We start from the raw sequence: 14,586 nt of genomic DNA, 5'->3' as shown, positions 1-14,586 counted from the left end.
CAAATAGGAAAGGATTATAGAGACTATATTTTAAAAAACTATGCTTATAATCTAGTGAATTAGTATTGAAGATCTTCTCTCACTTTCGGTAGGATAGCTTATCCCAATGCATTCTTTGTAATTTCGGTGCATATACTTACAATCACTCTGTTTTTTGCTTATAATAGAGAAGTCAGAGTTTTTTTCTGAAAAAAGTAGCCACAAAGTGAGCGATTGCGATTGAAAAAATTATTATATGGTATTTTCTTTGTCGTTTTTATAGTCATTTTTTTGTACGTAAACAATCACTGGCTCGTTGTAAGTAAGCATGTGTTCGAATCGGAAAAAGTGCCTGCTAGCTTTGATGGGCTACGCATAGTACAAGTATCAGATTTACACGATGCCCTCTTTGGCGACAACCAAAAAAATTTGATTGCTAAGGTTAAGGCTACGAATCCTGACTATATTTTTATTACGGGTGATGTTATTGATAGCAATCGCTATGATTTAGAACAAAGCCTTCAGGCAGTGAAAGGACTAGTTGCAATAACGGATGTTTATTATGTACTGGGAAATCATGAAGTAGCGACGAATAAGGTGAATGAAATTTATGAGGCGCTGTCATCGTTAGGGGTACATATAATGGCCAATGAATCGACTGTTTTAGAGCGCGACGGGGAGCGTTTGGCGATTGTTGGAATTGAGGATCCGTTAATGGGTAGACCAACAGAAGACATGCTGGACATTGCAACAGCTTATTTACCAGATGACATGTTTAAGCTGTTACTAGCGCATCGACCAGAAGTATTTCATACGTATGTAAATTATCACATAGATTTAGTCTTTTCGGGACATGCGCATGGTGGGCAAGTTCGTATTCCTGGGCTTGGTGGTCTAGTTGCACCAGGTCAGGGGCTGTTTCCAAAATATACGGCTGGTGTCTACGAAGCTGCATCCACTAAGATGGTAGTTAGCCGTGGATTAGGCAATAGCTCTGTACCCTATCGCATTTTGAATCTTCCAGAAATTATTGTGATGGATTTAAAGAAAAAATAAGCACTGCGTTCAATTTACGCAGTGCTTTCAATTTGTTTACGTTCTATACGTTTGACAAGGTATATGCTTATTTCATACAAAATAATCATCGGTATTAACACAAGGAGCTGACTAATGAAATCAGGTGGCGTGATAACAGCAGAACCTACGCCCATTGCGATGTAAGACCAACCTCTTATTTTTTTCATGGATTCAGCAGTTAGTACACCAATGGCTGATAAGAAAAGGGCGACAATCGGTAACTCAAATAATAAGCCAAGTGGTACTGTGGTCATGATTAAAAAATGCATATATTCACTCGCTGATACCATGACATCGAAATTAGTTGCTCCTATGCTCACTAAAAACGAGTAACTTAGCGGGTTTACAACAAAGTAACCGAAAGCTATTCCTAATAAGAAAAGGACTAGCATAATTGGTGCATAGAGACCTAGAAAGCGACTTTCCTCTTCCTTTAACCCTGGTTTTATAAAACTCCACAAAAAATGAACGAGAAAAGGCATAGAAAGACCAAATGCTAAAGTAGTTGAAATAGTCATATAAAATTTAACGACCTCAAGGGGTCCTAATATAATGAGAGAATGGCCTCGAGTTACAAAGGGAAACCAAATATTGATAGTAGAGAAAACCACAATAAAAAATAAAATAAAAACAGTTAAACCTTTTATAATTTGCTTACGTAGCTCAGAAAGATGTTCAAATAGGGAATTAACAGGTATAAGTGGTTCATCTGCTACATGCTCCTGCTCCTCAACTACTACCGTTGGCATTTCAACTAAAGCCTCCACTGGTGGGGGAGGCTCAGTTTTTGGTTTATCGAGAGGGCTTAAATATTTTCTTTTTCCATCTTCATATGGATCCATAGGAAACCCTCCTACGAAGCATCAGATTTTTTTTCGACCTTTTTCACTGAATCATCATCATCGTCTATAAGCCCCTTAGTGGACTTTTTAAATTCTGCAAACGTTTTACCAACTGCTCCACCAATTTCGGGCAATTTTTTTGGACCAAATACAATTAACACAATGACCAAAATAATGATTAATCCAGGTACTCCAATTGCTCCAAGACCTCCCATAAGTCTTGCCTCCTTTAAATTAAGGTATTTACACTAAAGAACCGCCAGATTGACTATATTTTATAACCCCTTCCGCACAGCGGTATGCAAGTGCTCCTAATGTGCCTGTTGGATTGTACCCACTATTATGTGCAAAGTTACCAGCACTCACTGCGAAAAGATTATCAACATCCCAGTGTTGTAGATAATTATTCACGACGCCTTGTTCTGGAGTTAAACTCATCACTGTTCCACCCGTGTTATGCGTTGTTTGGTAAGGTACGATATTGTAATCCTTAATTTCAGCATTTGGAACAATCGTTTTAGCGCCCATTTCTTTCATAATGTCAGCTGCACGTGCAGAAATATATTTATGAAGCGCACGATCCTGATCTGTAAAGTTGTATGTCAATTGTACTAACGGTAAGCCATAAGCATCCTTGTAGGTTGGATCCAGAGATAGATAATTTTCTTTATGTGGCATAGATGCTCCCTGTGCACCAATCCCGAAGGAGCGTGTATAGTAATAAATAGATTGCTTTTTAAATTCTGGTCCCCAAGTAGGTGTATCTGGTGGTGTCGGATTTGAGCCAATTGGACGGGCACCTGTCTGAGTAAGGGCAAGATTTCCTCCATGAATAAAATCTAAATCACTATGATCAAAATTATCCCCATTGTAGTCATCTAGACACACACCTAAAGAACCTGCTCCCATAAACGTATTGTATTGTTCATCAAAGAATCCAGCAGCACCAGGTAAAATTTGATAGCAATAGTTTCTACCAAGTGTACCTTTGCCAGTAGTAGGATCGTATCTTTCTCCAATGTTAGAGACCATTAATAGCTTGGCATTATTAAAGACATAACTAGTTAAGACAACAGCATTAGCGGGCTGAATGAATTCTTCTCCAGACACGGTATCGATATATCTTACACCAGTAGCCTTATTGCCTTGCTTTAAGATTTCGACAACATTCGAGTTGTAGCGTAAATCAAAATTACCTGTCTTTAAAGCGGTAGGAACAACCGTAACTTCTGCAGAAGATTTGGCACCATATTCGCAACCAAAGCGTTCGCAAAAACCACAATATTGACAAGCATTGATTGTTTCACCATCAGGATTTTTATAAACCTCTGATAAGTTGGCGGATGGCACCATATAAGGTGTTAGCTTTAAGTTTTTTGCAGCTTTTTCAAATTGCGTAAGCATAGGTGTTTTTTTCATAGGACCTGTTGGATAAGGATTTGAACGTTTACCACTAAATGTGTTTTTGTCATCCCCTGAAATACCAGCGGTTTTTTCAAACTTATCCATATAAGGTTCAAGCTGATCATATGTTAAACCCCAATCTTGAATGAGGTAATCCGGACCGAGTTTGTTTGGCCCATAACGTTTATCTGTTAGCGTTTTGATTTGAAAATCATAGGGTAAGAAACGGAAAGTCATTCCATTCCAATGGGTACTTGATCCACCAAGGCCTTCTCCAAGTAAAAAGGAGCCTAGCTGGCGCATTGGCAAAGCCTTCATATTACGATCATTACGGAAGCTTACCGTCTCTTTGGATAAATTTTGCATTAAATCATATCGTATGGCATAGCGGTATTCATCATGAACATTTAAATAATCTTCGGTACCACGCTTTTGTCCGCGCTCTAAACCGACCACCTTTAGGCCAGCTTTGGCACATTCAGCAGCAACGATACCACCTGTCCAACCTACACCAACTGTTACAACGTCTACACTCGGCAATGTTTTAGCCATATTCTAACCCCCTTAATGGTTGCCTAATGGATTAGGCTCAATTTTTTGGAACTTTGTATCTTCTATTTGTGTAATATAAGCCATTTGGTGGCCAGGGAAGCCCTTCATACGCCAGCCATCCATATTACGATTTCCTCCATACATTGGATCGGAATAGGCACCCTCTAAAGTAGCCGCGCGTAAGAGTGTAAAGAAGAATGCAGATGTAACTCCGACCATTTCTATGTCACCCTTTTGAAAGGCTGTTAAAATTTCATCCATTTGTTTTCCATCTAAATCATTAAAGCTTTTTTTATATCGCTTTTGAGCTTCATCCTCCATCGTTTGAATGCCCTGTCTAAAAATCTCTGCTCTTGTTAGGCGACTTTGATAACCTTGTGTAGGGGCACCTACGTCAAATGGCCCTTGCATATACTCTTTAGAGTTACTTCCATAATTACCTGCAAGTTGATGATCGATAAAATAGGGAACATCCAAGCCTATAGCACCTGGCCCTAAATCATCTTCTGGGAAGATGCGTTCTGTAGCATTTGATAAGATACTAAAATCTCTTTCATTTCTAAAAAACATCTTAGCCTTTGGTGAACCAGTAGCCTCATTTGTTGTTCCATGCCCACCATGCTCCAGAGTAGAAGTTCCTTTACCATGGATGTTGTAACCTACTAGCCCTCCTATTAATCCACCACCGACTAATGTACCAGCAGCAATACCTGTTGTTTTCAAAAAGTCTCGACGCGAAACATTGTTTTTGTCTGAACTCATGGAAATCCTCCCCTCAAAATGTTTTAAACTGATTCTATCTTTAATAATCAGCAAAAAATGTGGATTATAATCAATTTTTGTTGGAAAAAGTTTTAATTTCATCCAACAGCGCAATATATTCTGTCTTTCTAAAGCGAGTTTTGTCCTATAAGTTGAAAATTTGTAGAAAATGGTTAGCACTATACCAATAGTATAAATGGTATTATTATACATTTATTAATCAAAATGGAAAACTTTTGTTGACTTCTACTTTTGGTGACTTTACTCTGTAGTTATAAATAAGCGAAATAGTATAGCTAAAAGTGGAAGTAGTGTGATAAAAGGAATGTGGATAAAAGGTATTGGAGGTAAATTAGTCGTTGCGATCATAGCGCTTGTGTTTGTAACATGTGGTACGCTTGGTCTATCCACCTGGATAAATAGTACGAAGGCAATGAATGAACAAGTGGAATCCAATTTGGTATCCAGAGCAGAGGATGTTTCAAAATACATAGAAGAACACTTCCAGCTAACATTGGTAGAAGTTGAGGCAATTGCTGAGCAAGAGGCAGTTCGTAGTATGGACTTTGCAAAACAAAAACAATATTTGTCAAAGCGTCTTGCTAATAATGAAAATTATTTAGGATTTGGCATTATTAAAGCAGATGGGGTTGCCCATTATTTAGATGATACAACCGCAGAATTAGGTGATCGTGATTATGTAAAAGAAGGCTTTACAGGTAAGTCAGTTATGTCTGAAATAACAATTAGCCGTGTAACGGGTGAACCAGTCATTTTAATCGTTTCACCAATTAATACTGTCACAGGCGAGCAAGCTTTATTATTAGCTCGTATTGATGGCTATTATTTATCCAATATTGTAGAGGGCATTAAAGTTGGAGACAATGGATATGCATTTATGCTCGATGCCAAAGGGACTATCATTGGTCATAATAATCATACCTATGTGAAGGAGCAGAACAATCCCATCGAAGAAGCCGAGGAAACGGGTGTCATGACAGGCAGAGCATTAGCTGCAAAAGAAATGATTGCTAATAAAAGCGGCTACTTTTCGTTTAAAACAGAAGATACAGGAACAAGCTTAATGGGCTTCCATACGCTTAATAACGGTTGGAAAATGGGAGTTATTGCTTTAGAAAACGAGATGTTTACAGGACTATCTAAGCTAAAGACGAACTTTATTGTCACAACCATTATTGTTTCGATACTGGGCCTTTTCATTTCTTTTGCTATTTCGCGTTCTGTCAGTAGACCACTCCGTCACGTGCTGCGTATAAGTGAAGGCTTATCAGAAGGTGACTTTACACAAGAGATTCCTGAGAAATATTTGAAACGAATTGATGAAATGGGGACAATGTCACGTGCATTAAATCGCATGACTGATAATATGCGAGAAATGATAGCGAAAGTGAGCCATGAAGCGACCGCAGTGAACGATGCCTCATGTGATTTAATGGGAGATGTAATTGCAGTCACAAAACATTCTGAGCAAATAGCTGGTGCAATTAGTGAAGTAGACAGAGGGGCACAGAGTCAAACCTCTATGGCAGAAGAAAGTGCCTCAGCTATGGAACAAATGGCGCTTGGCATACAAAATGTTGCGGAAGTTGCTTCAACAATTGCTTCTAATACAGAATTTATTTCCCAGAAAATTAGTGAAAGTAACGATGCAGTGCAGCAATCTATTTGTCGTATGAGTGAGATTCAGCAAGGTACGACAGCTGAGCTAACCATTATTCACAAACTAGAAAAGGAGTCAGAGGAAATTAGCTTAATTTCTAAAATGATTACCGATATTTCTGATCAAACCAATTTATTGGCACTAAATGCTTCTATTGAGGCTGCTCGTGCAGGAGAGGCTGGTAAAGGTTTTGCTGTTGTTGCCGATGAAGTTCGTAAGCTATCAGAGCAAACAGCAGAATCTGCTACTAAAATTAATGTGTTAATTCAACGAGTTCAATCCTACACATTAGAAGTAGTAAAGGCTGCAGAATCTGGTGAACATAACGTGGAACGTGGATTAGCTTCAATCGAGGCAGTAGGAAATCGCTTCGAGGAAATGATACGAGCAGTTGGAGAAATAGCAGGCCAAATTGAAGAAATGAATGCTTCAGCTGAACAAATGTCTGCAAATACTGAAGAAGTTTCAGCCTCTATGGAAGAAATGGCAGCTACAGCACATGCGGCTAGTGACTATGTGCATGAGGTAACAGCTTCCACAACGGAACAGATAAAAACAGTCACAACGATGAATAATCAAACCGAGAAGTTATCAGAAATGGCAAAACGTTTATATGGAGCCATTCAAAAATTTAAATATTAAAGAAGTAGGAGCTGTCGCTGGTGACAGCTCCACTTTTTAATAGTGGGATTCAGCGTTTTGCAATACTTCTAGTAGCTCTTCTTTAGAAATTGTACATTCTCCACCGCCTTGTACCATTTGGTCACTTCCGCCACCCTTACCATTAATAAGTGGTAGTACTTTTTCGGCAATGACTTTCATGCTTTTTGCAACATTTTTCCCTTTTGCTGCTACGAACTGCAATTTGCCTTCATTTTCTGAAGCAAGAAGGGCCGTAACATCTGGATTATCGATGACAATAATACGAGCTATTTTTTGCAATTCCTGCATTGTTCGTTGGTTAAAGGCTGCTGCAACTACATCCTCGTTCCCAGCAACAAGTGCTTTTACTTCGTACGCTAGTAATTCCTCTTTTGCGGCAGCAAGTGCTTTTTCAGTATTTTTTTGAGAGACTAGAATTTTAGAAAGTGCTGTAGCAGCTTCGACCTCTGGTACACTTAATTGACGAGCTACATCAGCTAAAACCTCTTTACGCATAGCAAGCTCGGATAAGACACGTTGTCCACAAACAAAAGAGACGCGTACATTGCCCTTCATTTTCTCGGTGCCAAGAATTTTAATGGCAGTAACTTGCCCAGTAGATACAGGATGTGTTCCACCACAGCCGTTATAGTCAAAATCAGGGATGATTACAAGCCGAATATCTCCTGTCACAGCGACTTCTTTGCGAAGATTATAGTTGGCAAGCTCATTTTCTGTAATCCAAGTCGTTTGAATTGGACGGTTTTCTAAAATGATATCATTTGCTCTTGCTTCCGCTGCTGCTAACTGTTGTTCTGTTAGTGTATCGGTAGCAATATCTATCGTGACATGCTCACTTCCTAGGTGAAAACTTACAGTCTGTGCATTGAAAAGTTCAACAAATGCAGCTGTTAAAATATGTTGACCAGCATGCTGTTGCATATGATCAAATCGTCTAGCCCAATTTAATTTGCCATGGACGACACCGTCTAAAGTCGACGGGTCACCTTGAATATAATGACGAATCTCATCGTTAATTTTCTCGACATCTAAGACCTCAATAGCATCCAATGTACCTGTGTCATGAGGTTGTCCACCACCTGTTGGATAGAATGCAGTATTAGATAGCACAACATAATGACGACCAACTTCATCAGTCCCCTTACTGACAATCGTAGCTTCAAACTCACGTAACATAACGTCTTGGTAATATAATAGCTCTTTCAAGAAAAAGCCTCCTTTATGTAGATATTTTAGTCTCTAAATTATTTCCATTTTATTGTGGCATAATTACTTACAGGTGTATACGGCTTTTCTAGTTGACCCATGCTGAAATTGATTTAATATAGAAAGGAACAGCTAAAGATAAAGGAGCTAGCATAATGGAAATTACACAATTCTCAATGGAAGAAATTTTAGACCCAACAAATATTATTGAAGGTAAGCGTTACGAATTTATTTTAGATGTAGAAATCGATGAGGATGATGAGCTATATCACGAAGCGGGTATAGAAATTCGTGTACTGATTGGTGAGAAGGGCGAGGAGCCATTTATTTTAAACTATTTCATCATGGAAAAAGCAGAGGGTGAATATTTAGATTTCGCATTAGAGGATGAAGAGCTAGAGGAAATTTTAACATTCTGTAAGGAAGAAATGGCAAAAGCATAAAAATATTGCAGGGACAGGTAGAGAGTAATATTCTTTACCTGTTTTTTTCTGGAGTTAAGGATTATGTAAGCTTGCTGAAATATATATGTTGTATTAGATGTCTAAACTTAGTTTTAGCGTTCAGGAAATCGGGCAACTTAAATAGCGAGGTGCTTATATGTCAACTTACACAGAATCCATTTTCATAGCATTTTTTATTACTATTATTTTATCATTTGTACTTTTCATTCCATGGCTAATTTATACGTATCGCAAATATGGTTACTTATCGATGTCTAAAACTATTATTATGTTGTCATTTATCTTTTACTTTTTATCCGCACTATGTTTAGTATTACTACCATTTCCATCTACAAGAGATACATGCTCACTGCAGCCTGCAGATACCATTCATTCCAATTTACGATTATTCCAATTTGTTGAAGATATTTTAAAGGACAGTGGAGTTGTCGTGACAAATCCGTCTACATGGCTTGCAATCACAAAACAGCAGGCATTTTATCAAGCTTTCTTTAATTTTTTATTACTGATGCCATTTGGCGTATACTTACGATATTTTCTTAAAGAAAGAAGGTACTGGAAACGTGCATTTATCATTAGCTTTTTGCTAACATTGTTTTATGAGATCACTCAAAGAACAGGTATTTATGGCATTTTTAATTGTGCCTACCGTCTCTTTGATGTTGATGATTTATTACTAAACAGTGTAGGCGCGTTACTGGGGTTCTTTTTAGCACCAATTGTATGGGCATTATTCCCTTCTCATGAAGAAGTTGAGGCTAAAGCGGCTGAAATGGAAAAAAGAGATATTGTTAAACCTATTTCTATTTTGCTGGCACTCGTTATTGATTTATGCATTGCACAAATGATTTGGCTCATGATTGGTGCTCTGACAGGATATAATGGAACTTTTGAGTTTTTAGTAAAAATAACGCTGTACATGTTACTTTTTGGTGTGATGCCAAGCATGCTAGATGGTGCAACACTCGGTATGAAGGTAATGCGTTTTACAATGGTTAATAAGAATGGAAAAAGTATTGTAAGGCAATCGTGGCGTCGCTGTGTTGCCATTATTGCTTCGGCTTGTCTATTTGAGGCCATTACAACGATTGGTGGTATTCAATTAAATATCGATTCACCATTTTATGTTCTGCAAATTATCATTTCTCTCTTTGCAGCAACAGCAGGTTTTATACTAACAATGATTATAGCCATCCATGTACTACGCGTCATTGTAAGTGGTGGAAAACGACGTTTATATATCGATCAATACGCAGATTTAATGGCAACAAGGAAAAAATAAGGGGGCTTGTAGAATGAAATACGTCATCATCGGGGGAGATGCTGCAGGTATGTCTGCAGCAATGGAAATCTATCGTAATGTACCGGGGGCAGAAATTACCACTTTAGAGCGTGGCTTTATTTATTCGTATGGGCAATGTGGTTTGCCCTATGTTGTAGATGGTCGTATTTCTTCAACTAATCGTTTAATTGCAAGAGATGTCGAGACTTTCCGTGATAAGTATGGCATTGATGCAAGAGTGGGCTATGAGGTAGAAAATGTAGATGTAGAGAAGAAAATTATTACAGGTACACAAGCAAGTGGTGAAGCATTTGAAATTCCTTATGATAAGCTTCTGATTGCAACAGGGGCAAGTCCAGTTATGCCAGTGAAAAAGGGGTCTGATTTAGAGGGTATCCACACAGTAAAAACGATTCCACAATTAGAAGACTTAATGGCTGATTTAACGCCTGCTATTCAACAGGTAACTATTATCGGTGGTGGCTATATTGGGTTAGAAATGGCAGAAACACTACATGCCTGCGGTAAAAAGGTAAAACTAGTTCAACGTGGAAGCCATGTAGCACGCACTTTAGATGAAGAGCTTGCCCAACATGTTCATGAAGAAGCAAAAAAGAATGGTGTGGAGCTATTATTAAATATAAGTGTGGAAGCATTCGAAGGGAATAAACGTGTTGAACGTGTCATTACAGATAACGGCGTTTTAGAGACAGATTTAGTTATTGTCGCTTCAGGCATTAAACCAAATACACAATTTTTACAGGGTACTGGGATAGCACTAGCCAAAAATGGAGCAATTATTGTAAATCGTCATTTAGAAACCTCTATAGAAAATATTTATGCTGCAGGAGATTGTGCAACCCATTTTAATATTGTCAAAGAGCGTTTAGACTATGTACCATTAGGAACAACTGCTAATAAGCAAGGGCGTTTAGCTGGACTTAATATGTCAGGCAAATGTGCGCCATTTAGAGGAATTGTAGGAACTTCGATCTTAAAGTTTTTCAATTTAACAATTGCTACAACAGGTATTAATGAGCGCACGGCTAAAGAGCTTGGCTTCGACTACGAGGCATATAAATTATCTGCTCGACATATCGCAGGCTATTATCCAGGTGCGCAGCGCATGTATATAAAAGTTATTGTGCGAAAACGAGATCAGCTGCTATTGGGAGCGCAAATAGTAGGGCCAGCAGGAATTGATAAGCGTATCGATGTTTTTGCTACAGCATTGTATAGTAAAATGACATTACCAGATTTGCTTGATTTAGACTTAGCCTATGCACCGCCTTTCAACGGTGTATGGGATCCTTTACAGCAGGTGGCAAGAATGAATGGACGTTTATAATGGGAGGTAGAAAGATGGACATTTATGATATTAACGTAACTTTAGAGGATGGTACTATCTATAGCCTAGAACGTTATAAAGGAAAGCCTATGCTTATTGTCAACACAGCTTCTAAATGTGGCTTTACACCGCAATTTGAAGAATTAGAAGGTCTCTATGAGAAATATCAGGAGCAAGGTCTTGTAGTCCTTGGTTTCCCATCGAACCAATTTAAACAAGAGCTAGCGACTGCTGAGGAGGCGGCTTCTCAATGTCGACTGACGTATGGTGTGACGTTCCCGATGCACGAGATTGTCAAGGTGAACGGTAAAGAAGCCCATCCTATATTCGATTATCTGACTTCCCATTCCAAAGGATTTTTAGGTAGTAATGTTAAATGGAACTTTACAAAATTCCTCGTAAATCGTCATGGTAAGGTTGTTGGACGCTACGCACCGGCAGATAAGCCAGGTAGCTTTGAGGATGATATTCAAAAGGTTTTACAGCAATAGATGAACAGGGTTCATGCACAGTTTGTGTATGAATCCTTTTTTTATTTTGATTGAGGAAAAGGGGACCTTCGTGGATGTGTGGATAGAATTCTAGATAATTTACATTGGTAGTAATTTATAAAGCTAATGATTTAAGGTTGTTGTAAGCTTGTGACAAATTTCTTGTAAGTTTGGGGTCGTATACTAAAGTCAGAAAGAAGAGGTGAGCGTATATGACGCCATTATTAAAGGTACAAAACGTTGGAAAAACTTACGGCAAAGGCGCAAATACTTTTACAGCGCTATCGAATATATCATTTGAAGTAGAAAAAGGAGAGTTTGTTGGAGTAATGGGTCCTTCAGGGGCTGGGAAATCTACGCTTTTGAATGTATTAGCAACGATTGATACGCCAACAAATGGTGAAATTATTATTGGGGATACCAATTTAGCACGTATGAAGGACGCTGAATTAGCAGATTTTCGTCGTGATAACTTAGGATTTATCTTCCAAGATTATAACTTACTTGATTCTTTAACAGTACGAGAAAACATAGTTTTACCACTGGCTATTGCAAAGATGCCAACAAAGGCCATTAGCGCAAGGGTTGACCGTATTGCAGGTTTGTTTGGAATTAGTGATTTGCTTGATAAATATCCTTATCAAATATCGGGTGGACAAAAACAGCGTACAGCCTCATCGCGTGCATTAGTGACAGAGCCAAAAATAATTTTTGCTGATGAGCCTACAGGAGCACTTGATTCAAAATCTGCTACTGATTTACTTGAAAGTTTAAGTGATTTAAATCAATCTCAAGCCGCAACGATTATGATGGTTACCCATGATGCATTCGCAGCTAGCTTCTGTCAACGCATACTCTTTATTCAGGATGGGCAGCTTTCTAAGGAAATTCATCGTGGGACTCTAACAAGGAAGCAATTTTTCCAAGAGATCTTGCAGGTGCTATCTAGCATCGGGGGTGGAGTAAATGACGTTATTTAGTTTAGCGCGTAAAAACATTCAGCGCAATTTATCGAATTACTTTTTATATATTGCCTCGATGGTATTTAGTATTGTTATTTACTTTACATTTGTGACGCTGAAATATAATGATGATCTTTCAGCGTTAAAACAATCGTCACAACAGATTAAAGGATTGATGAGTGCGTCATCAGTAGTACTGCTGTTCTTTATAGTTATTTTTATGGCATATTCCAATTCATTTTTTATGAAGAAGCGGAAAAAGGAAGTTGCCCTCTACTCGTTACTAGGTGTTCGGAAGCAAAAAATTGGCTTAATGCTCTTTTTTGAGAATTTAGTTATAGGGCTTGTTTCTTTAGTACTTGGTATTGTTCTTGGATTCTTTATGTCACAAGGGCTATTAATGATTTTAGTGCGCTTAATGGGCTATGAAGTGGTAGGTAGCCTGACATTTTCGATGGAAGCACTAATTAATACGACATGCATTTTTACACTACTGTTTTTATTCACATCTTTACAAGGTTATCGTGTTATTTATCAATTTAAGTTAATTGATTTATTTCATGCTGAAAAACAGGGAGAGCAAATCCCGCGTGCATCATTAGTAGCTGCCTTACTGGGCACAGCGCTCATTGCATTTGGCTATTATACAGCTGCTTCTGATTTGTTTACAAGTAAAATTTGGCGATTCTTTACTATTTTAGGTACGCCATTAATGGTCATCGGTGTTACGATTGCCGGGACATATCTTCTATTCCATAGTGTGAGTGTCTTTGTGCTAACCGCTTTAAAAAAAGCAACATCATGGTCATGGAAAGGGTTAAATTTAATCGGTGTTTCCCAACTATTGTATCGTATCCGAGCAAACGCAAAGTCGTTGTCGATTATTGCTATTTTAAGCGCAACAACCATTACAGCTGGTGGTGGGGTCTTCGGTATGTATTACAATGCAGAAGCAAGTGTACGCCAGATGCTTCCGAATACGTTTATGTGGAAGGGCGATGCAGTTGAATTACCGCAGCAAGAGGTTTTGTATAATGAATCGCTGTCAGTGAAAAATCTACGTGTGGATAATGAATTCTCATTTTTCGAATATACATTACTTAAGGAATCTGATTATAATCGTTTAGCTAAATTACAAGGTAAGAATCAAGAACTGCACGTTGCAGATGGTTCTACTGTGTTACTTGATGCAGCCTATGATGAGCGATTTTCACATGATTTTACTAACGAAGACTTTAAACTTGAAAACGGAGATTCCTTCCATGTAGATAAAATGTACACAGAAAGTGTTTTAAACTTTACATCTGCAGGCACAGTACTCGTTGTGAATGATCAGGAATTTACTGCTACAAATGCTGAAGAGGTGACGATTCAGGTTATTGGATTAGACAATGATTTAAAACAACAGACCATATCCAAAGACATTTACAAGCAGTTATCCTCTGAACAGCAAGAATCTTTCTCTAGCGTTCCACAAAGTTATGAGGACAGTATAGCGACAGTAGGTGCACTATTGTTTGTAGGAAGCTTTCTAGGCTTAGTGTTCCTAGCGGCAACAGGTAGTATTATTTATTTCAAAATTTTAACGGAAGCTGAAGAAGATCAGGCGAAATATGCCATTTTAAATAAAATCGGTGTGAATAGTAAGCAAATCTTAAAGACAGTAGCAGGTCAAGTAGCTGTAATCTTTAGTGCACCACTGATTGTCGGTATTGTGCATAGTTCGTTTGCATTACTTGCATTTTCACAATTATTTGGTATGAACATTACAAAGCCAGTAATACTGTGGATGATTGCATACTCAGCTATTTACTTTATTTATTATATTTTTACCGTACGTTCGTTCTATAAAATTGTAAGACAGGGGAATTAA

The 14,586-nt window shown here is 38.2% G+C and carries 13 protein-coding genes; 8 read left to right on the top strand and 5 right to left on the bottom strand.

Annotation, left to right across the window (positions count from 1 at the left end; all coding sequences use genetic code 11):
* Positions 1 to 219: 219 nt before the first annotated feature.
* On the top strand, positions 220 to 1,035 hold the full coding sequence (locus ABC382_RS14410; protein WP_322612086.1) for a metallophosphoesterase: 816 nt from the start codon (positions 220 to 222) through the stop codon (positions 1,033 to 1,035).
* Positions 1,036 to 1,049: 14 nt separating this feature from the next.
* Here ABC382_RS14410 and tatC read toward each other — a convergent pair whose 3' ends face one another.
* Genes tatC through ABC382_RS14390 form a run of 4 tightly spaced genes read right to left on the bottom strand, consistent with a single transcriptional unit; the run spans position 1,050 to position 4,616 of the window.
* Entirely contained in the window at positions 1,050 to 1,898 is an 849-nt protein-coding gene (tatC, locus tag ABC382_RS14405; RefSeq protein WP_312507203.1) for a twin-arginine translocase subunit TatC, read from the bottom strand.
* Positions 1,899 to 1,909: 11 nt separating this feature from the next.
* On the bottom strand, positions 1,910 to 2,113 hold the full coding sequence (gene tatA, locus ABC382_RS14400; protein ID WP_036122204.1) for a twin-arginine translocase TatA/TatE family subunit: 204 nt from the start codon (positions 2,111 to 2,113) through the stop codon (positions 1,910 to 1,912).
* A gap of 28 nt (positions 2,114 to 2,141) precedes the next feature.
* The gene (locus tag ABC382_RS14395; protein WP_274795231.1) at positions 2,142 to 3,854 is read right to left on the bottom strand and encodes a GMC family oxidoreductase; all 1,713 of its coding nucleotides are present in this window, start codon (positions 3,852 to 3,854) and stop codon (positions 2,142 to 2,144) included.
* A 12-nt stretch (positions 3,855 to 3,866) separates the two neighbouring features.
* On the bottom strand, positions 3,867 to 4,616 hold the full coding sequence (locus ABC382_RS14390) for a gluconate 2-dehydrogenase subunit 3 family protein (RefSeq protein ID WP_274795232.1): 750 nt from the start codon (positions 4,614 to 4,616) through the stop codon (positions 3,867 to 3,869).
* A 313-nt stretch (positions 4,617 to 4,929) separates the two neighbouring features.
* Here ABC382_RS14390 and ABC382_RS14385 point away from each other — a divergent pair, with 313 nt between their 5' ends.
* On the top strand, positions 4,930 to 6,939 hold the full coding sequence (locus ABC382_RS14385) for a methyl-accepting chemotaxis protein (protein WP_412926954.1): 2,010 nt from the start codon (positions 4,930 to 4,932) through the stop codon (positions 6,937 to 6,939).
* Positions 6,940 to 6,975: 36 nt separating this feature from the next.
* Here ABC382_RS14385 and ABC382_RS14380 read toward each other — a convergent pair whose 3' ends face one another.
* Positions 6,976 to 8,166: an alanyl-tRNA editing protein gene (locus ABC382_RS14380; protein ID WP_274795235.1), complete on the bottom strand. Its 1,191-nt coding sequence runs from the start codon at positions 8,164 to 8,166 to the stop codon at positions 6,976 to 6,978.
* A 155-nt stretch (positions 8,167 to 8,321) separates the two neighbouring features.
* On the opposite strand from ABC382_RS14380, the gene ABC382_RS14375 reads away from it, so the two are divergent.
* The 6 genes from ABC382_RS14375 (at position 8,322) to ABC382_RS14350 (ending at position 14,586) form a co-directional block, all read left to right on the top strand.
* Positions 8,322 to 8,609, top strand: a complete 288-nt coding sequence (locus ABC382_RS14375; protein ID WP_274795236.1) for a DUF6509 family protein — start codon at positions 8,322 to 8,324, stop codon at positions 8,607 to 8,609.
* A gap of 157 nt (positions 8,610 to 8,766) precedes the next feature.
* Positions 8,767 to 9,912 carry a VanZ family protein gene (locus ABC382_RS14370; RefSeq protein WP_312507205.1) on the top strand — a complete coding sequence of 382 codons (1,146 nt, stop codon included), beginning with the start codon at positions 8,767 to 8,769 and terminating at the stop codon, positions 9,910 to 9,912.
* A gap of 13 nt (positions 9,913 to 9,925) precedes the next feature.
* On the top strand, positions 9,926 to 11,260 hold the full coding sequence (locus ABC382_RS14365; protein ID WP_274795239.1) for an FAD-dependent oxidoreductase: 1,335 nt from the start codon (positions 9,926 to 9,928) through the stop codon (positions 11,258 to 11,260).
* A gap of 14 nt (positions 11,261 to 11,274) precedes the next feature.
* Entirely contained in the window at positions 11,275 to 11,751 is a 477-nt protein-coding gene (locus ABC382_RS14360) for a glutathione peroxidase (protein WP_412926953.1), read from the top strand.
* Between the two features lie 212 nt (positions 11,752 to 11,963).
* A complete protein-coding gene (locus ABC382_RS14355; RefSeq protein WP_274795241.1) occupies positions 11,964 to 12,731 on the top strand; it encodes an ABC transporter ATP-binding protein in 768 nt (255 codons plus the stop codon).
* A complete protein-coding gene (locus tag ABC382_RS14350) occupies positions 12,718 to 14,586 on the top strand; it encodes an ABC transporter permease (RefSeq protein WP_274795242.1) in 1,869 nt (622 codons plus the stop codon). The genes ABC382_RS14355 and ABC382_RS14350 overlap by 14 nt, the downstream gene beginning before the upstream one ends.

This window comes from Lysinibacillus phoenicis (assembly GCF_047238325.1).
In the GTDB taxonomy this organism is placed as follows: Bacteria; Bacillota; Bacilli; order Bacillales_A; family Planococcaceae; genus Lysinibacillus; species Lysinibacillus irui.
Note: the sequence above shows the minus strand (reverse complement) of the source record. Positions and strands in the feature narration are given on the sequence as shown.